This is a genomic window from Brevibacillus brevis, assembly GCF_022026395.1.
GTDB lineage: Bacteria > Bacillota > Bacilli > Brevibacillales > Brevibacillaceae > Brevibacillus.
On the sequence record NZ_CP041767.1, the window covers coordinates 5,155,376 to 5,174,250 of the forward strand.

At 46.7% G+C, this 18,875-nt stretch carries 18 protein-coding genes; 4 read left to right on the forward strand and 14 right to left on the reverse strand.

The window, feature by feature from the left end; translation table 11 throughout:
• Position 1 precedes the first annotated feature (1 nt).
• The 6 genes from FO446_RS24505 to coxB form a co-directional block, all read right to left on the reverse strand.
• The gene (locus FO446_RS24505; RefSeq protein ID WP_173609889.1) at positions 2 to 466 is read right to left on the reverse strand and encodes a nuclear transport factor 2 family protein; all 465 of its coding nucleotides are present in this window, start codon (positions 464 to 466) and stop codon (positions 2 to 4) included.
• A 160-nt stretch (positions 467 to 626) separates the two neighbouring features.
• The gene (locus FO446_RS24510) at positions 627 to 1,211 is read right to left on the reverse strand and encodes a TetR/AcrR family transcriptional regulator (protein ID WP_173609888.1); all 585 of its coding nucleotides are present in this window, start codon (positions 1,209 to 1,211) and stop codon (positions 627 to 629) included.
• 361 nt (positions 1,212 to 1,572) lie between these two features.
• A complete protein-coding gene (locus FO446_RS24515; RefSeq protein ID WP_007723383.1) occupies positions 1,573 to 1,890 on the reverse strand; it encodes a cytochrome C oxidase subunit IV family protein in 318 nt (105 codons plus the stop codon).
• A gap of 3 nt (positions 1,891 to 1,893) precedes the next feature.
• Positions 1,894 to 2,520 (reverse strand): cytochrome c oxidase subunit 3, encoded by a 627-nt coding sequence (locus FO446_RS24520; RefSeq protein ID WP_173609887.1) that lies wholly within the window; start codon positions 2,518 to 2,520, stop codon positions 1,894 to 1,896.
• A complete protein-coding gene (ctaD, locus tag FO446_RS24525) occupies positions 2,520 to 4,364 on the reverse strand; it encodes a cytochrome c oxidase subunit I (protein ID WP_173609886.1) in 1,845 nt (614 codons plus the stop codon). Before ctaD ends, FO446_RS24520 begins: the two co-directional genes overlap by 1 nt.
• Before the next feature lie 71 nt (positions 4,365 to 4,435).
• Entirely contained in the window at positions 4,436 to 5,464 is a 1,029-nt protein-coding gene (gene coxB / locus FO446_RS24530; protein ID WP_173609885.1) for a cytochrome c oxidase subunit II, read from the reverse strand.
• Between the two features lie 336 nt (positions 5,465 to 5,800).
• Between coxB and FO446_RS24535 the strand changes: the two genes are divergently transcribed.
• Positions 5,801 to 6,637: an oxidoreductase gene (locus FO446_RS24535; RefSeq protein WP_173609884.1), complete on the forward strand. Its 837-nt coding sequence runs from the start codon at positions 5,801 to 5,803 to the stop codon at positions 6,635 to 6,637.
• Positions 6,638 to 6,692: 55 nt separating this feature from the next.
• Here the strand turns inward: FO446_RS24535 and FO446_RS24540 are convergent, their stop codons facing one another.
• From FO446_RS24540 to FO446_RS24565, 6 genes are all read right to left on the reverse strand, one after another.
• Complete coding sequence (locus FO446_RS24540) at positions 6,693 to 7,043, reverse strand: hypothetical protein (RefSeq protein WP_173609883.1); 351 nt, start codon at positions 7,041 to 7,043, stop codon at positions 6,693 to 6,695.
• A gap of 47 nt (positions 7,044 to 7,090) precedes the next feature.
• Positions 7,091 to 7,318 carry a hypothetical protein gene (locus FO446_RS24545; RefSeq protein ID WP_173609882.1) on the reverse strand — a complete coding sequence of 76 codons (228 nt, stop codon included), beginning with the start codon at positions 7,316 to 7,318 and terminating at the stop codon, positions 7,091 to 7,093.
• Between the two features lie 28 nt (positions 7,319 to 7,346).
• Positions 7,347 to 8,528 carry a Ger(x)C family spore germination protein gene (locus FO446_RS24550; protein WP_237899347.1) on the reverse strand — a complete coding sequence of 394 codons (1,182 nt, stop codon included), beginning with the start codon at positions 8,526 to 8,528 and terminating at the stop codon, positions 7,347 to 7,349.
• Positions 8,529 to 8,563: 35 nt separating this feature from the next.
• Positions 8,564 to 10,072 carry a spore germination protein gene (locus tag FO446_RS24555; protein ID WP_173609880.1) on the reverse strand — a complete coding sequence of 503 codons (1,509 nt, stop codon included), beginning with the start codon at positions 10,070 to 10,072 and terminating at the stop codon, positions 8,564 to 8,566.
• 142 nt (positions 10,073 to 10,214) lie between these two features.
• Complete coding sequence (locus tag FO446_RS24560) at positions 10,215 to 10,859, reverse strand: SurA N-terminal domain-containing protein (RefSeq protein WP_173609879.1); 645 nt, start codon at positions 10,857 to 10,859, stop codon at positions 10,215 to 10,217.
• Between the two features lie 109 nt (positions 10,860 to 10,968).
• Entirely contained in the window at positions 10,969 to 11,388 is a 420-nt protein-coding gene (locus FO446_RS24565) for a hypothetical protein (RefSeq protein ID WP_173609878.1), read from the reverse strand.
• A gap of 218 nt (positions 11,389 to 11,606) precedes the next feature.
• On the opposite strand from FO446_RS24565, the gene FO446_RS24570 reads away from it, so the two are divergent.
• Both FO446_RS24570 and FO446_RS24575 read left to right on the forward strand, forming a co-directional pair.
• Entirely contained in the window at positions 11,607 to 12,350 is a 744-nt protein-coding gene (locus tag FO446_RS24570; protein WP_173609877.1) for an ABC transporter ATP-binding protein, read from the forward strand.
• A complete protein-coding gene (locus FO446_RS24575) occupies positions 12,347 to 13,486 on the forward strand; it encodes an ABC transporter permease (RefSeq protein ID WP_237899350.1) in 1,140 nt (379 codons plus the stop codon). The genes FO446_RS24570 and FO446_RS24575 overlap by 4 nt, the downstream gene beginning before the upstream one ends.
• A gap of 323 nt (positions 13,487 to 13,809) precedes the next feature.
• Here the strand turns inward: FO446_RS24575 and FO446_RS24580 are convergent, their stop codons facing one another.
• Positions 13,810 to 15,534, reverse strand: coding sequence for a methyl-accepting chemotaxis protein (locus FO446_RS24580; RefSeq protein WP_221867795.1), 1,725 nt, complete (start codon positions 15,532 to 15,534; stop codon positions 13,810 to 13,812).
• A 113-nt stretch (positions 15,535 to 15,647) separates the two neighbouring features.
• Positions 15,648 to 16,412, reverse strand: coding sequence for a class I SAM-dependent methyltransferase (locus tag FO446_RS24585; RefSeq protein ID WP_173609874.1), 765 nt, complete (start codon positions 16,410 to 16,412; stop codon positions 15,648 to 15,650).
• Between the two features lie 292 nt (positions 16,413 to 16,704).
• Between FO446_RS24585 and FO446_RS24590 the strand changes: the two genes are divergently transcribed.
• A complete protein-coding gene (locus tag FO446_RS24590) occupies positions 16,705 to 18,834 on the forward strand; it encodes a multicopper oxidase family protein (protein WP_237899351.1) in 2,130 nt (709 codons plus the stop codon).
• Positions 18,835 to 18,875: the final 41 nt, after the last annotated feature.

The window sequence follows — 18,875 nt, forward strand, 5'->3', positions numbered from 1 at the left end:
CTTAGTTCCCAAACTGATGATCTCTGTTCAAAAACGATTCGATACTGCCACCGAAAGCCTCAATTGCCACCAATGGATTCCAATAATCCTTGTAATGGATAATTTTCTTGTCTTTGATTTGGATGACACTCACGTATTTTTGATTGTACGGCAGTCCTGTAGCAATTACTTGACCTTCACATTCAAATTCCACAATGACGTGGTTTGACGCTGCTGCATGATGAATGTGGGGAACACTGAATGTAAATAGGTCCATCTTTTGCGGAAAATCCTTGATATAGTTATAAATCGCTGACTTCCCTTCAATTTTTGAGGGATAATTTTGGGGAGCATACGGGAACTCAAAAACAGCGTTGTCATCCCAAAGTTCAATCCATTGATCCATATCCTGCTCCAGCATAAACAAGAGGAAGTTTTTCACAACTTCTTCTGCCTCCTGGCTGAGTTTTGTAGTAGCGTCAGTCATAGGTAGCACCTCACTAATCCTTTGTTATTATTTATCCACATTCCAGTTATTTTTAGATCGATCAGTCTATAATCGAAACAAAAAAACACTCACCTCCTTTCCAGATCGATCAGTCTAATATGTGTAAAAATAGAATGAAGCGTCTACAGTCGCTCCATTATCAATCAAGCGTGGACAGGGTAACGGTTAAAATATGGTCTAACACTTCTGGATTCGTACTTAACTTAGCTGCTTGGGTTAAAGCGTATCGTGCATGATTCAAATACTGTGCAAGTGCACGCAAATTTTTCTCACGATGACCCAGTTCGCCTTGTTCTTTCGCGCGGACCAGTGCAGTATAAAATGCTTCTTCTAATCGTGCCATATCGTCTTTAAAAAAATCTGCAATTTCCGTATCATGTGGTACTTGATCAATCGCACTAAGCAAAATGAAACATTCCTTGCAGCGACTCTCATCCTTGAGTACAGTTACGATTTCGCGGAAAATCTCCGCAATGCTTTCCTTCACTGAACCCGGCCGCTCCAGATGCGAAATAACGGCAGTCGTCTTCTCGCTCGCGTAATGCTTTACGGCTAATAGAAAGAGATCTCTTTTCGTGCCATACGTATCATACAGGCTTTGACGGGCGATCCCTAATCCATCCAACAAATTTTGCAGAGACGCACCTTCATAGCCATAGTGCCCAAATACTTCCATTGCCTTATGCAGGACAAGCGTCGTATCGAATTCCTTGCTTCTTGCCATGTTATGAATACTCCCTTCTGCGTTTAGATTATCTTTTCCGGACTGTTTAGTCAAGATTTTTTTCGGATCGTTTAGTCAAAAATATTTATTGTTGTATTCCTTCGCCAATAGCCTCGTGGGAAGAAGCGAATTTCCAGTCCAAGCGCCTCTGGAACCCGACCTAGCTTCGAAAAAATGGCGGGGAATTTCAGCTTCACCTATGAACTACTTCATTGAAACTTCTACGTTTGAAGCGCTCCCGCCATTTTTTCCGGAGCGGACAGTTGGCCCATGAGGGGCGTAGGCCGAGCCACTTAATAAAACAAATACACAAAAAAAGAGGACAGACCCAATGTCTGTCCTCTTCTATTCGCTCCACTTCCTAGATCCAAACCCAGAAAATAAAGACGAAAATTGCTAACAGGATTACGAATAACCCTGCGAAAATACTGATCCGTGCAAACTCATGACCTTTTTGATCCATGTGCATCCAGACATACAGCTGGAAGAACGCTTGAACAAAGGCCAGTGCTACGATGAATGGTACGGTAAAACCTGATGGAATTGCTTCATACGCCACAGCAATGAATGCCAGTGCGGTCAATACGAGAGATCCGATGAAAGCAACAAGGTGTCTTTTCGGACCCTCGTGCTTCACTTTCGGTTTGCGTACCTCTTCATTATGAGCTTGTGCTCCCATAGATTATCCCACCTTTCCACCGATCATACCCATGAGATATACCACGGTAAAGATGAATACCCATACAACGTCGATAAAGTGCCAGTACAGACATGCCAGGTAGAACTTCGGTGCAGTTACTACCGTCAGGCCCTTTTTCGTCGCAGATAGTTGTAAAAGGGTGATCCAGCAAATCCCGAACGCTACGTGAGCTCCGTGGAATCCAACCAATGTGTAGAAGGCAGATGCAAATGCACTCGTTGACATTTTCAATCCTTCATTCACATAGTGTACGAACTCGTAAATCTCCAAAGCAAGGAAGCCGAGACCGAGTATTACTGTGATAGTCAGCCATAGCTGAATCTTCTTGAGGTCTTTCTTGTGCAGGGCCAGTGTTGCCATAACACTTGTCATCGAGCTGGTAAGCAAGAGAAGTGTGGCCACTGCAACGAGATTCATGTCAAACAACGCTTGGGACGTTGGTCCACCATTTGCTTGATCACGAAGAGCGATAAATGTTGCAAACAAGGAACCGAAGAGAACTGTCTCTCCACCGAGGAAGAGCCAGAAGCCAAGAACCTTATTCTTACCTTCAAGGGTGGCTTTTTCCGGTTCGTCAGGCAATACTGCATGTGCGTGATGGTTAGCCATTAAGCCTTTACCCCTTTCTCTTCGAGTTCATCTTCATGAATGTGATAACCTGGATCGTCTTTCACTGAACGGGTAAACATGCAAGCGAATGTAGCGAGCACTCCAATTACTACGACCACATAGTTGTGGTAGATAAAGCCATAGCCTGCCACGAACAATCCGAGAGACATCAGGAATGGCAAGAACGAAGGCGATGGCATATGAATGTCGCCAATTGGCTCTGCAGGCGTCATGCCTTTGTTACCAGCCATTTTCTCGACCCACAACGCATCCAAACCGCGAACGAGAGGCGTTTGAACGAAGTTGTACTCCGGCGGCGGCGAAGGAATCGCCCATTCGAGAGAACGTCCATCCCATGGATCGGCAGGAGCGCGTTTTGAGCTTTTCGCTGCGACGACTACGTTGATCAAGAATAGGATGGTACCGATCGTCATACCAAATGCACCAATCGTACTGATAAAGTTCCCCATATCCAGGTTCTGATCTTTGAGGTAAGTAAAGACGCGGCGCGGCATCCCCATCAGACCCAGGAAGTGTTGCGGGAAGAAGGTAAGGTGGAAACCAATGAAAAACGTCCAGAAGTTCCATTTACCGATTGTTTCGTTCAGCATTTTACCGAACATTTTCGGCCACCAGTAGTAAAGACCAGAGAAGAGACCGAATACGAGACCCCCTACGATTACGTAGTGGAAGTGAGCAACTACGAAATAACTGTCATGGTATTGGTAGTCAGCCGGCGGAACCGCAAGCATAACCCCTGTCATACCACCGATTGTAAACGTTGGGATAAATCCTACTGCAAACAGGTTTGCGGTAGGGAAGCGGATTTGACCGCCCCACATGGTCAACAGCCAGTTAAAGATTTTGATACCTGTAGGCACAGCAATCAACATGGTTGCAAGTCCAAACAGCGTGTTGGCAATTGCACCCAAACCTGTTGTGAACATGTGGTGAGCCCACACCATGAAGCCCAAGAAACCGATCAGCGCAGTTGCAAATACCATGGAGCTGTAACCAAACAGACGCTTTCTTGAGAATGTAGAAACTACTTCAGAAATGATACCGAATGCCGGGAGAATCAAAATGTATACTTCGGGGTGACCGAAGATCCAGAACAAGTGCTCCCAGATAACAACGTTACCACCTGCGTCAGGGTTGAAAAAGTTTCCGCCGAACAAGCGGTCAAACATCAACAGAACCAAACCAACCGTAATCGCAGGGAATGCAAAGAGGATCAAACCGGATGTAATAAAGGACGCCCAGGTGAACATTGGCATACGCATGAATGTCATACCTGGAGCACGCATGTTGATGATGGTAACCAGGAAGTTAATACCACCAATCAGCGTTCCAAGACCGGCAATTTGCAAACCGAGCACGTAGAAGTCTACGCCTCTTCCACTGTATTGATTCAAAGCCAAAGTTGTATACGATGTCCAACCAGCATCAGGTGCGCCACCCAAGAACCAGCTTGTGTTCAGTAGCACTCCCCCGAAGAAAAATAGCCAGAATCCGAGTGCGTTAACAAACGGGAATGCTACGTCGCGTGCACCGATTTGAAGGGGAACAATCGCATTCATCAAAGCAAAAATGATCGGCATAACCGCCAAGAAAATCATCGTAGTGCCGTGCATCGTAATTAATTCGTTAAACGTCTTGGCACCAACGAATTCAATCTCTGGGTACATCAACTGCAAACGAATCAGCAGGGCTTCCAAACCACCGGCCAAGAAGAAAATCCCACCAGCAATCAGATACAGGATCGCAATCTTCTTATGGTCCACTGTCGTAAGATAATCCCACAGCCCCGAGCGATTTGGTGCATGAGAAGCATGTGCAGACACGGGTTTACCTCCTTTTTAAGCGTCACTGCCTATGACGATTGTCAATGCAATAAGTTTTATGAGGTTTTACTTTACTTTTTCTCGCTTACGCTCAATGTCTCCATGTACTCAACAAGCGCTTTCACTTGGGTGTCATCGAGGTTGAGGTTAGGCATTTTGTTGCCCGGCTTGATTTTTTGCGGATCTTTCAGCCACTCTGCAATGTTTTCCGGCGTATGTGCTTTGATACCTGCTACACGTTCGCGATCTGCAAAGTTAGTCAGGTTTGGCCCCATCTTACCGCCTTTACCTGCCACAGCGTGACATCCCAAACAGCTCTTATCGAAGATTTGTTGACCTTCTGCAGCCAGTGGAGAAGTTGCTGTTACAGGTTCTTTTGCCTGAACACCCTTCATGTTAGCTACCCAAGTGTCAAAATCTGCTTGTTCCATTACTTCTACCTTGAAGTCCATCAAGGCATGGGATGCTCCACAGAGCTCCGCACATTTACCGTAGTAAATGCCTGCTTTGTCTGCCTGCAACCACATTTTGTTTTCTTGCCCTGGGTTCGTATCGATTTTACCGCCCAATGCAGGAATCCAGAATGCGTGCTTAACATCAGACGCTGATAATACGAATTGAATCTTTTTGCCAACTGGCAATACCAAGTCTTGTGCAGTCGCTACTCCAAGATCAGGATACTCGAATTCCCACCAGAATTGGTGAGCAGTAACCTTTACTTGAACTGCTTCCTCTTTTGGGTACTCCTTGTGCAGTGCGAAACCGGTAGTAACAGTCGGAATCGCCATGATGATAAGGAGCAAGAAAGGAATTACCGTCCAAAGAATTTCAAGTGCATGATTTCCTTCGACCTGCTTAGGAATGCCTTGCTGTCCGGGACGCTTACGATAACGGATAAGGACGTACGTAAAGATCGTCATAACGACAATGAAGACGCCGATCATGATAGCGGAGGACAGCTTCATCAGGTCAAACTGCATAGCAGCTACCGGACCAGAGGGCTTGAGCGCTGAGAGCTCATCTTTGCCACACCCGGTTAACACTAGCGCCAGCAGAGCAAACAGGGAAAACTGACGCCAATACTGTTGCCAACCCTTCATACCAATGAACCCCTCTTTCTTCGTGTTGGTAACGTTCTAGCCACGCCTACAACTAGAAGTTTTCGTACTTTTCTATCTGCTTGAAGAAATCGCATACAATACCATTTACAACTATAATGCCCAAACTTGAAAGGTATTAGCAGCCATTCCAGAAACAAACAGGAAAGTAAGGGGCAGTATTGCACACTTCTACCCAAGCGTGGTAACCATTTAAGTATACATAAATTTTCCTTAATACAAAGGCTATTTGTTATGATTTTGTTAACAAATTTATGAACAATTTTGTGAACATTGCAGTTAAATTATGACAACACATACAATTAAAAGGAGAATTCCATGCAAAAAAGACCAATTGCACTAGTCACTGGTACCTCAAGTGGCTTTGGTAAGCACGCATCAGTCGCTTTAGTCAAGGCTGGTTTTCAGGTAATTGCTGCTATGCGTGATCTCACAAAAAGAGACCCTCTTGACAAATTGGCAAGCTTGCTAATAGAGCCTGATCATCTGGAAGTCATTTCCCTTGATGTTACGCATCCGGAACAAATTCAGGATGCAATCACCTCCATCATTGCACGGCATGGGCGCATTGATCTGTTGGTGAACAATGCTGGTTACGCGTTGGGCGGCTTTGCTGAGGAAGTCTCTTCCGAACAATGGCGCAAACAGTTTGATGTAAATGTATTCGGGCTGATCGAGGTCACTCGGGCAGTCTTGCCTTACATGCGGCAGCAACAAGCTGGGCGTATTATTAACGTAAGCAGCATCAGTGGCCGATTTGGTTTCCCCGGTCTCTCGCCCTATGCCGCATCCAAGCATGCAGTCGAAGGCTTCAGTGAATCGCTTCGCCTTGAAATGCTGCCCTTTCAAGTCCAAGTTGTCCTTGTTGAGCCCGGCTCATTTCGTACAGCAATCTGGGAGAAAGGAATGCAAGACCAACAGCTTGATGAAGACTCTCCTTACGCCTCCCAAATGAAACAACTGATGCGTCACGTAGAATCAATCATAGAAAAGGCACCTGCTCCCGACGCAGTCATTTCAACGATCGTCCATGCAGCCACCACTCCCAACCCGCGATTTCGCTACCCGGTTGGCCGGGGCGTGGCACTTACGATCGCCGCAAAAAATTGGCTTCCGTGGTCATGGATTGAGCGAATCGTGACAAAGCGATCATAATGATTTTTTCATAAACAAAACACACCCCCAAGGAGTGTGTTTGCACGTTAAACAACTATACACTTTCCGTTCGTCCTGTGCGTATCAGCCAAACATGCTGGATATATTCTGCTACGCCATAAAATATCGCAACAAACCCGGCCCCGATTGCAGCGATTTGAGCCGTCGGGAAAAACACAATACTTCCATAAACGATCAAAAAGCCGATAATCAAGTCAAACATCGTCGTAAGCCAAAGACTCCCTGCCGTAAGGATCGCCCTATCCAAAAAATATCCGGCGACTGCCAAGACAAATCCGACTCCAACAGACTGATATAGATTAGCGAAATTCACTTCTGGAAAGAGAGCATCTGCCAAAACGACCAACAACGGACTAACGAGGAGCTTCATCAAAAGACCGTCCACGTCTATTTACTCTCCTTTACTGGGGGTGTACTCAGTATGCCCCTTGTTTACTTTAGCCATGTCATGACACCGTCGTATACAGGCTTGTAAACCATTTCCACCCAATATACAGGATTGGGGACAACCCCTTTCTCGGCTCCTGCGTACAAGCCAACACTGATGACAAGCAACCCGAGAAAGACAGCAATCTCTTTGCGCTGCCGCTTCCGAATCAATCGGGGCAGCTCATATGCACAAACCATTATAGATACAACGATGACAGCAAATGTCGACATACAAACTCCCTCTGCCCCTGTCACACAATCACTTTTCTTCAAAGGCATTATTGATGGTTCCTAAACGTCTGATTTTCACATCAGCAACCACATGTACAGGCAGCTTGGCAAATTCCTTTTCCCAATTCGCCCCTATCTTCTTCCATACTTTCGGGTACGTTCGATGAATCGCTTCTCCGAATCCATATATGTCTACTCCATGCTTCTTGGCATTGGCAATTGCTTTTGTCGCCAATGCTTCCATTGATTTTTCCGCCTCTTTTTCCAGCTCCTTGATCGTATTCTCCTCTGTCAGATCGAGCTTGCATTGCACTTCACCAATATCATTTTCCAAACCGATATGAACGATGACTTCAGGCGCGCCATTTTTCATGGTAGCCTCGATTTTTGCGTCAGCGTGCATGACTTCCATTGTCAAGAGCCCTCCCCCCTTGCAAGGCATACTTCCGACGGTGCTTTTTACTTTGCCTGTAATGTAACTATAGGCTTTGCTGTCCGCTTCACTCAGCCAGTTGATCATCTTGTCCCCCCGGAAAGTAGCCAATGTCGTATATTGAAGAAGCACGGGGGTATCTATTTGCTCGACATTCTTCCGTTGGTCACCCTCCCTTGCAGATCCGGTTAGTCGCACGCCTGTTAACACCGCTTGTTTCCCTTTGATGGTAAAGTCAGTAATTAATTGATCCATCGTAACCGCTGCGGTTGGTGCCCATACTTTGGAGGATGTCTCCAAAGAAGCAAACATTTCTGTAGAAGGGATTTGCTCAAGCGGTGTGATCACTCTCAGGATGTTGCGTGCCGTCGTTCCTCTGGCGATGGCAATATAAAAGTCAGTCCGAAATTCATGGTCTCGCGAGACAAAATCGACGACAGGAGCGATCCCTTCTCTCGCGACCTCCTCGCCAAATATGAGCATCCGCGTGTGAGCCATATAAATTTTCCGGGGAGAGATCGTAGTCATTTTCCGCACAGCCTCAAAAATCGTTGGAGCATTCATGGTAAAGAGTGTAACAGGCGCACGTCCAGGCTTTCCCTTGTTGGCCGCGACCTCTGCAGGGTCTACTACTTGAACCGAAACTTGATAGCCTCCTTGCACTTTATCAATGCCGATCCCAACCGCAATCGCCAAATCGTTCAGTTCTTTTCGATCCCAACAACCAGCTAGGATAATAACGAGCACGATGCAGAGAAGAACTTTTATCCCTTTCACTGGTGCCCACTCCTTTCCATGCTGTGGAAAACCTCTTACTTCTGCGGTGGTAATGGCTTTATCCCTTTAGATTGGCGGCGCAAATTGTTTTTGGTAATCGATTCAGGCCGTTTGTCCAAGGCCCAGCGAGGCAAGCGAAAAATCGTGTCTCTTTGCTCTTTCAGGGAAAACGGAGCAAACGATTCCATATACGGTACGCCAAACGAGCGCAGACTGCATAAATGCAGCACCAAGGCCAGCATCCCTACAATGATTCCGTATATGCCAAAAGAAGCAGCCAGCACCATCAGGGGAAAACGAAGAATCCTCACGGTAATCGACATATTGCTCGCCGGGAAAATAAAGCTGGATATCGCGGTAATCGAGACCACAATGACCATCGCTGCCGATACAATCCCCGCTTCCACCGCTGCTTGTCCAATGACGAGCGTTCCCACGATAGAAATGGCTTGCCCTACTGCACGTGGCATGCGGATTCCAGCCTCTCGCAATATCTCAAAAGCGACTTCCATCATGATCGCCTCAATGAAGGCTGGAAAGGGTACTCCTTCTCGCTGTGCCGCCAAGCTGATCAGAAGCTGTGTCGGGAGCATCTCTTGGTGAAAGGTCGTAATGGCGATATAGAGGGAGGGAGCCAGCAAGGCTATTAAAAAACAAGCAAATCGCAGCATGCGAATCAACGTACTAAAATCAAAGCGCTGATAGTAGTCTTCCGCTGAATGGAAAAATTCCACGAAGAGAGAGGGCACGGTCAAAACAAATGGAGTCCCATCTACAAGAATCGCTACGCGCCCCTCTAATAGATTTGCGGCCACTACATCAGGGCGCTCCGAGTTAGAGATAGTGGGGAAAGGTGTGTAAGCTTCGTCCTGGATCAGCTCCTCAATCATGCCGCTTTCCATGATGCCATCGATGCTGATTCGATCCAGTCTATTACGGACCTCTTCTACAACACCTTCTTCCACAATCCCTTTCATATACACAATCGCGACTTCTGTCTTGGTTTCTTCGCCGATTCTGTTAATTTCAATCCATAGCTTTTCACTGGAAATCCGTCTCCGCAGTAGCGTAATATTGGTGCGAAGTGTCTCCGTGAAGCTTTCTCGTGGACCACGAATGACGGTTTGCGATGACGGCTCGGTGACCCCTCTATCCTTCCACTCCTGCAAACCAATATGAATTCCTTGCGAGCAGCCATCCACGAGAATGATGACACAGCCAGACAACAAAGCTGTAAACAAGGTGGGAAAATCGTATAAATCCCCCATATCCCCTACAGTCAGGATGGATTCTTTTAAAAAGGGTACAAACGCGTCTTCGCGTATTCCTTCCCATTCCTTCAGGCGCATTTTGTATAAGAGGCTGTCGATTAATACGGCTTGTACCAGATACGAATCAACCATACCGTCCGCATACATGACAGCTGCCCGAACAGGTTCCAGGCTATCTAGGACTACCTCTCGAATCACGATGTCATTGCTGTATCCGAGCGATTCTTTTATATAGTGAACGTTGTCGTCTAGGCTGCAACCAATCTGAGCCATTCGGATTGCTCCTCACATCGGCAATTATGAACACAGTTTCTCCGATTGCTCTCATTACTAAACAAAACGTTCATGACCGTTTTCACAGAAAAAGACCTCGCACTCATGTAAGAGGACAAGGTCTTTTGGTATATGTTCTACACTATGGAGCAGGTGTTTGTGCTTCCCCTGGCACTGCAGCATCGTCAAAGGACGGGTCGTGCCAATCTACTTTGTGTTTTTCCTGAAGCGTATTTAACCAGGTGCCGTAGTTCTGACTGCGATTTTGGTCAGTCAGCATCATCTTGATATGATCTTTAACTTTATCAAACTCAGGTGTCGGTGACCCCAGCTGTGCTTTATTTGTATTGTAGTAGGTTTTGATTTGCTCCTCGGTAACCGGGAATGCTTTATCCAACAACTTATCCCGTGTCATGAGCACGTTCAACTTATCCCGCAGCTGGGCCTCGGTCATTCCCATACTCTTCAAGTAGTTCTGGAATGCCTCAGGTGAACCTACCTGTTGTTTCATCGAATCAATCTCTTTATTCATATCTTCTTGCGTCACCGCGACGTTTTGCGCCTTGGCTTCCTGCTTGATTAACGCTTCCGCAACAAGTTCATGTATCGTTTGTTTTCCGTACGTTTTCTTCATTTCACCGTAAAGCTGATTTTGTGTAATCGAGGTATCGCCAGCCGTTACCAATACAGGGTCATTGCCTTTTGCCCATGATTGATAAAAACCTAATACAGCTAACCCCGTTAATAATATGGCAACCGAAAGCATGGAAATATCAAACTTCTTCACTTGGATATCCTCTCTTTCTATAATCTGCCCTCCAAGTATAGAAAGAAGTTATGGTAGAAAAATGGAAAGCGTATTACACAACTTTTCCACATTCTAAACATATTATGCGCTACATAAAAAATCGGGTAAAAAAAGAGGAGAGAACGGAGGCGATGACAGGACCTAAAACTGCCCAAACCTGTAAAAAGCGTTCTTGTTTTCTGTCTTTTTCTACTTCCATAAACTGAGCAAGTGCTTCCTTGTCCCGATTTTCGTTTGACAGTAGTTGCAAGATAATGTCTTTGTCTTTTTCCGTCTTCTCTGCTTTCGTTTCTAACTCAGTCTGCAGCTTGTTCAAAACTTGCAGTACATCATAACGCACATCCTCCATGCGTCCCAACCGATGTTCAATTCGTTCCAACCACTTCGTGACGACTATCATTTGTCCCTCAAGCTGATCGATTCGTTCTTCGAATTTGTCTAATTTCAAATAGATACGTTGGATATGCTGATCTATATCTTTCTGATTTTCATATGGTCCCGCTGTCATAGATTCCACCTCCCCCGTCCGTCCTTTATACTACTTGTTTATGTAGCGGAGAGGAGCATTGCTTGTACGGTTATCCCGCTTTGTTCAGTCTCGTGTAAAAAAAGGCGGCAAACAAATGTATTTCCAAATCCTGAATTCAGCTAAAATAGATGAAAGACTATCTAGCATTTCTCTCAAATAAACGGGGACAAAACCGTTTATTCATTAAGGAGGATACCATGACAACCTTGTTGGAGGTAAAAGGGGTAACGGGTGGGTACTCTTACAACCACGCTGTAATCAAAGACGTCTCCTTTCACATACGCGAAAAAGAAATCGTGGCCCTAATCGGGCTGAATGGCGCAGGCAAAAGCACGACAATCAAGCATATTTTAGGACTCTTGGAGCCCACCGCAGGTGAAATCAGCATTGCAGGGAAGACCTTTCAATCCGACCCCGAAAACTATCGTTTGTCTTACGGGTATATTCCCGAGTCTCCCATTTATTACGAAGAGCTTACGCTATGGGAGCATATCGAGTTAATGGCCATGAGTCACGGACTGGATCAGGAAGTTTTTTATGAACGGGCACGTCCTCTCTTAAAAGAATTCCGCATGGAGGAAATGAAAGACCGATTTCCTCAGCAGTTTTCCAAAGGGATGCGCCAAAAGCTCATGATTATGATGGCGTTGCTCGTACAACCGCCTCTGTACATCGTGGATGAACCGATCCTGGGTCTGGACCCTCTGGGGATTCGTTCTCTTCTCACGTGGTTGAACCGTTGCAAGGAGCAGGGGGCTGGCATTCTGATGTCTACCCATATTTTGGCGACCGCCGAGAAGCATTGTGACCGATTCATTATTTTGCACAAAGGCGAGATTAGAGCCCAAGGAACGCTTGAGGAGCTTCGGCGTATAACAGGGCTCCCGGATAGCTCCTTGGACGACATATACTTGCATATTGTAGAGGATGACGGCCAGTGAAAATAGACGTAGATCAATTATTTCGCAAACGGTTCCATGCCTTTTCCGTAGAATTCATTCGGTATGCCCAGTACATGGCGAATGGCGGTTTGGCGTTCGTCGGAATCTTTTTGATGGGGTTGCTCGCCTTCTACTACCGCAGCATCATCGCGATGATTCCAGCCTGGTTCCCTTTACCGTATGCCATGGCGCTCGTGATTGCAATCGTCGTGGTGAGAAGCCCCCTGCGCACGTTTTTGTTGGAAGCGGATTTGCTTTTTTTGACTCCGCATGAAGTAAGACTGGATCGCTATTTCCGCAAGGCGCTTGTTTACAATTTTGCGATCCAGAGCATGGTAGTGTTTATCGTCCTGCTCCTGCTCCTGCCTATGTATACAGGGGTAGTAGGCGCTCAAGGCGTGCAGCTGTGGGTTTATTGGGGCATTCCCTTGCTCTTGAAGGGCTGGAATATTTACAGCAATTGGACGTTCTTACGTGTGCCAGATCAGAAGAAGATCGGATTCTACACACTGGCTCGATTTGTCTTTTCGTACATCCTCCTCGCTTGGGTATTAAGTGAAGGACATTTCTTGCGCGTAGGTCCTATCCCATTTGGCGTTCTGATCTGCGCTGCGCTTTTGATCTGGCTCCATTCACGAATGTTGACCTACAAGAAAAAACATTCTCTACAATGGTATCGCCTGCTGGCCATCGAAAGCGGCTTGCGTCACCGCTTTTATCAGTTTGTGAACAACTTCAGGGATGTCCCTGCCGTGCAGCACCAAGTGAAGTCACGCTCGTGGCTTATTACCCTGACGAAGCTGCTGCCTTATCGTCAATCAACAGCAGGACATCATTTGTTTACCAAAAAGTTTATTCGCTCTGGTGACTTTGCGGGCATTTATTTCAGACTCCTCCTGCTGTCAAGCTTCGTCGTTCTCATATTGCCCGGCCCGTATGCGAAAATCATTGCCGGTCTGCTCTTTCTCTTCATGACTGCCAGCCAGATTGGTAGCCTTTGGCGGCATCAGCAAAAGCGCAACGGGTATTCAATCTTTCCGATTCGGGATGGTCAGTTGAAACAGGCTTTTAGCTGGTTGCGTATGGTTCTTTTAGGGGTACACGGTTTAGTGCTTTTCCTCATTGGAATTTTGTAGTGTAAGCTTGCCGTTACATGAAAAGCCGCGTGGAAGAAGCGCATTTCCAGTCCAAGCGCCTCTGGAGCCCGACAAAGCGGAGGGCTGAATGGAGGGAGTGATTTTAGCTTCAACTCTGCGAATTCCTCATCGAAACTTCTACTTTTGAAGCGGCTCCCGCCATTCAGACCGGAGCGGACAGTCTTCACCCCTTGTGGGGCGGAGGCCGAAGCGTAGACTGGAAATGCGCTTCTTCCCCCACTACAGCCACAAAAAAACAGCTCTTCCCGGCATCATCCTGCCAGTAGAAGAGCTGTTTTTTATTTATTGATAAAGTAATTCATCTACAGTCGGAACGTATCCACCTTGCTGCGCAACTCCTGAATGCTGTTTGTCACCTGCTCCGTTTCAGACACGAACTGATCAACGTTTCCACTGACCTCATGCATCGTAGCAGATACTTCTTCGGTGGCTGCTGCTGTTTGTTCCGAGATGGCAGTAACCGTCAACACGGATTCATTCACCTTGTTCTGACCGTGCTTCATCGTCTCTACACTTGCCATCACATTCGCTAGCGACGTCTTCAAGGTATGCGTCATGTCAGACAGCGCCGTAATGCCTTGTGTGACGGAATCCAAACGCTCTGTACCCGCATTGTAGCGATCCAGTGTCGCATTTGTCTTTTCCGTCGCTTGTCTTACCTGATCTTGAATGTCTTTGATGCTCTCCTGAATGACATGAGTTGCCGCACCTGTCTGTTCAGCCAGCTTGCGAACTTCCCCCGCTACCACAGCGAAACCTCTGCCCGCTTCGCCAGCACGCGCGCTCTCGATGGCTGCATTCAGCGCCAGCAGATTGGTTTGTCCGGCGATTTGCTGAATCGTTTCAATCACGTCGTTAATTCGGCTCGATTTTTCTTCGAGAATCGCCATCGTATTTTGCACTTCATGAAATTGTTTGTTCGTTTCGGTTCCATCTGCCAAAAACTCTTGCAATACTTTATAGCTGCTCTCTCCGATATCAGACACACGATTGGATACTGCATCCATCTCGTCAATCGCCGTATTCAATTCAGACAGCTCGCTCAAGAATTCTTGAACCGTTTGCACTGTCATCTCCATCGCGGTTGCTGTCTGCTCATTCCCTTGGGCAATCTCTTGGCTGGTGACCACGATGTTTTTGTTTTGCTCGCGGACAGAGTGGGCACCTTCCCGAATGGAATTCGCCATGCTGTCGATATGCTCCGTTGTCTCTTTTACTCCACCAATGATTTGACGCAGTTGTGCCGTCATCTCACCAAAAGCAACGACAATTCGGCCAATCTCGTCTTTTTTGTTGGAAACAGAAATCTCTGTAGACGTGAGATCACCGGAAGCAATCCGCATAGACGCCTCTTGTACAACTTGCAGTGGACGAAGCATCTTTTTGATCAGGAAGAATACAGCAACCAAAGAAATGATCGTTACGACAATCATAGCGATAATGATGCGTGGCATGGTTTCATCCAAAACCTGATCATTAATCAACTCTACTTTGTCTGCCGCAGTATCTACACCTAGCACAGCAATTACTTGACCAGATGGATCTTCAATCGGTACGAATGCACTTAGGTAGTCCCCGTACACAGGGTCTTTGACGATTGGCGTGCTGTTCGAACCGCCTGCCAGAGCAGGAGCAATATCAGCCATGCCGGTAGAGGTCGTCTCTTGACCGATTGTAGCTGCTCCCTCAGCTCCTTTCGCCGTTCCATCCACCATAATCTTTACTTTTTCACCGTCTGTATGAAGAATATAAACATAAAGGGCACCTGTTTTTTCGGTGTACTCAAGCAACAAATTTCGGATTGACCAGTAGTCGTCAGATTCTTGTGGCTGAGATATAAATTTCGCTATCTTCTCTGAATCAAGCCCTTGGGAGATATGCAATGCTGTGTTGATGCTTGAGCGCGAGAGTGTCTTTTCAACAGTGGTTACGCTGTTTTCGTAAATCATGATAATATTAATTGCCATCATGACGGCAATGATCACCGCTACAAGAGCAACGACCCGTGTTGCCAAGCTCTTACTCATCCTGCCTCACTTCTCCTTCGCCGGTTACGATATGTGTATAAAAAAAGCACCCAAAAAGGGTGCTTTTCCTAAACACTCCCTACCAGTCTTATCGACAATCGGTAGTGATTTAATTAGGACTTTTGTTGGACAATCATGAGAAATCGATGGGTAGGAATATCGATGTACCCGACCGCTTCGATTTTCTGGTGCAGATCGAGCAAGGCTTGAGCGTACTTTTCTACAGTAAAGTCGCGAATCTGCCATTCGATAGCCTTCAAGTAGTAAACAATGGCACCAATGTCGTAGAAACGGGAAAAGCTCATTTCCTCTTTTTGCTCCACAATTGTAAGACCAGCTTCCTCCAGTTCGTTGACTGCATAGGCAAGATTCCAGTGCAAGTAATCTGGCGGAATTGGAGCGCCCAGCAATCGATTCAGCTCGAGATTGTCTTGACCGCCTACTTGCTGGGTAACAAATGTGCCCCCTGGCTTCAACAGGCGCTTCATTTCAGACGGCAAATAAGCTTCATGCCGATTGATAATCAAGTCGAGTGACTGATCCTCAAAAGGCAATATTTCTTCTCCGTCTACCGGAAACACACGAACACCCAAGGGCTCCAGATTGGCTTTTGCCACCGCTACATTCGGCTCATAGCCTTCTGTCGCATACGTCTCCTGAGGGAATGGCGCAAGCTTAGAAAACAGTTCTCCACCACCTGTCCCCATTTCCAGCATAGAGCGAATCCCTTTCATGTTCTTTTTCACGATGTTTACATAGTTCCAGCCAAGTGGTGCATCCCGCATCCTACCTGTCGCAGTCAATCTGGCAAAATCCCACCCAGCGAATGGTGCCTCCACTTCCTCTTGAAAGCTTTTGATCCAATCCTTATTTTCCATGTCTGCTTCTCCTCTCGTTTATACCAGTCTGTTCGCGTCCAAACCAGACGAGGCAGGAGGAGCCCGAGCGCGTTGTTACGTTTGTACAAAATCAAAGGACATGAGATAAAGTTCCCTTCCCAATATTTGGCAAATCAAAAAAAGAATACCAAAATTGTAATGGATATCCTGTATGTAGATCAAGTGTACTTCTCCGACTTAAGACGGAGTGAAAATACTGCCCCGGTACGTTTGGTCATCAGCCGTTTCTCTATATCATTAGTATCGAACAGGTAAACAGGAGGAACTGATCATGGCTGATTTTGAAGTGCTTGCCGGGATTCATCAAGGATTGTTTCTGGTCCTTCTCATCGTCATGCTGGTCCCGACAATCATGGCAAACCAACTCGTTTTCCGTCCGACGAAACGGGCTTTCATAAACAGTGCTCGCATCACCTTATGTTTTTCATGGTCGGCCCTTTTTGTATTTGCAGGTCATTTGGTGATGACGTGGGTTTTGTTTGAAGCCTTTGGCTGGCTTTACATAAAGGATACGCTGCTTGGCTTTTTACCTTTTATTTTTATTCCATTGTTATGCAGCCTGCTCTCTACTTTTCCACGACTGTGGGAGTTGGCCGGGAAAGGGGGCAAAGAGTCGAGGCAGTCAGAAGTAGATACGGATGATACCCGAATTTTGTTACAAGAGAAAAAGGTTAGGCCTATAAAAACAAACTCCCCTGACCTAGACGACACGTTGGATGCAGAGTGGCGAGGAGACGCATCTTGCCCCGAATTGCTCGTTCCGTTGCAAGCTAGCGTCTTGGGCTGTCTGATTGCACTCTTCCTACAAGTCTTTTTTCCTGCTGTTACGTTGGAGCCGTCCATTTTGTTTCTCGCTTGGGGTGTATTATTAGCCGGTGTCTCCCTTCTTTGGATTCAGCAATCGTGGCAGCATCAATACCACTCCACTGCGGAAAACTGGGTAAAACCGCGCCGTCTGTTCCGCTTTATCCGTTTTGCCGCGTTTCTTCTGATGACTGCTTTACTTGCGACGGTCTGGGGAAATCAAGCGATGATAGCGAGCCGCCTTCCCAATCATTCATCTTTGGAAGGCGAGAATCAGGACGATCACACTCTCCCCGATTTCGTTTTCCCTGTAAAGGCAAGTGCACATTCGATGCCTGCTACAGGGAAATCGAAAAGTGGCGATGTATCAACGAAATCAAAACAAGAAAACCCTGATCGAACGTTTTCGCTGACTGCACAGAAAACAACCATCCGACAAGCATCAGGCCAAACCGTAGAAGCATGGACCCTGAATGGAAAATATCCTGGACCTGAGCTGCGTATGAAGCAAGGTGAACTCGTCGAAATCACCCTGCTGAACAAGGATATCTCCGAAGGGGTAAACATCCACTGGCATGGCATGCAGACTCCCGCTAGCGATAATCGCATTGCAAAAGGAGAAAAATCTGTTTTTCGTTTTCGCGCAGAACAAACAGGAACGTATTGGTATCATTCTCATCAGCAAATTCCCGGGCAAGTAGTGAATGGGTTATTCGGTGCCCTTGTGATCGAATCAGCCGATGCCGCCACTACAGGCGTACCCATCCGGGACATCGCCCTGATTCATCACAAGGACGAAAAGGCAGGCGCGACGTTAAACGGCTCAGATACGCGAAAAATCGAAACAGTTACTCCTGGCACAACGGTTCGCCTTCGCTTTATAAACGCCGAAAATGCTCCTGTCACCTACTTGCTGCAAGGAACTCCTTTTCAGGTAGTAGCGATTGACGGAACCGAGGTCAACGAACCGAATCTGATTGCCAATCAAGCATTGCAGCCTGGGTCAGGCGGTCGATACGACATTCAGTTTACGATGCCGAATCGTCCCGTGCTATTTGCTCCAGCTGTAAACCAGCATGACAAAGGGCTGCTCTTAAGTCCAGACGGGTCCAAAGATGCTGTACCCTTGTTACACGCAGAGCTTTCCGTCTTTGACCCTGCACGTTACGGCAGTCCGACTGCCCTTCCTTTTGATCTCTCTTCCCATTTTAATCGGGAGTATCAACTGCTCATTGATGATCAATACGGGTTTTATGACGGTAAATTCGAGCGATTGTCGACTGTAAATGGCGACTTGCTTCCTGAAACACGGATGATGCTTGAAGAGGGTGATCTCATAAAGCTGACCTTCGTCAACCGCAGCTTTCAGGATCAATCACTGTATCTGCACGGTCATCACATGCTCATCTTGAGCCGGGACGGCAAAAAAGTTACAGGAAGTCCATGGTGGACGGACACTCTCCAGATAGCGCCAGGTGAAACCTATGAAGTTGCTTTCCGCGCGAATAATCCTGGCATATCGATGGAAGGGAGCCTTCCTAAAGATGAATCTGCTTTTGGTATCGCAATCCCGCTCGTATATGAAGAGCATCTCTAAAAAGAAACCAGCAGTCCGTAGCGATAATTCGCCAGGCTGCT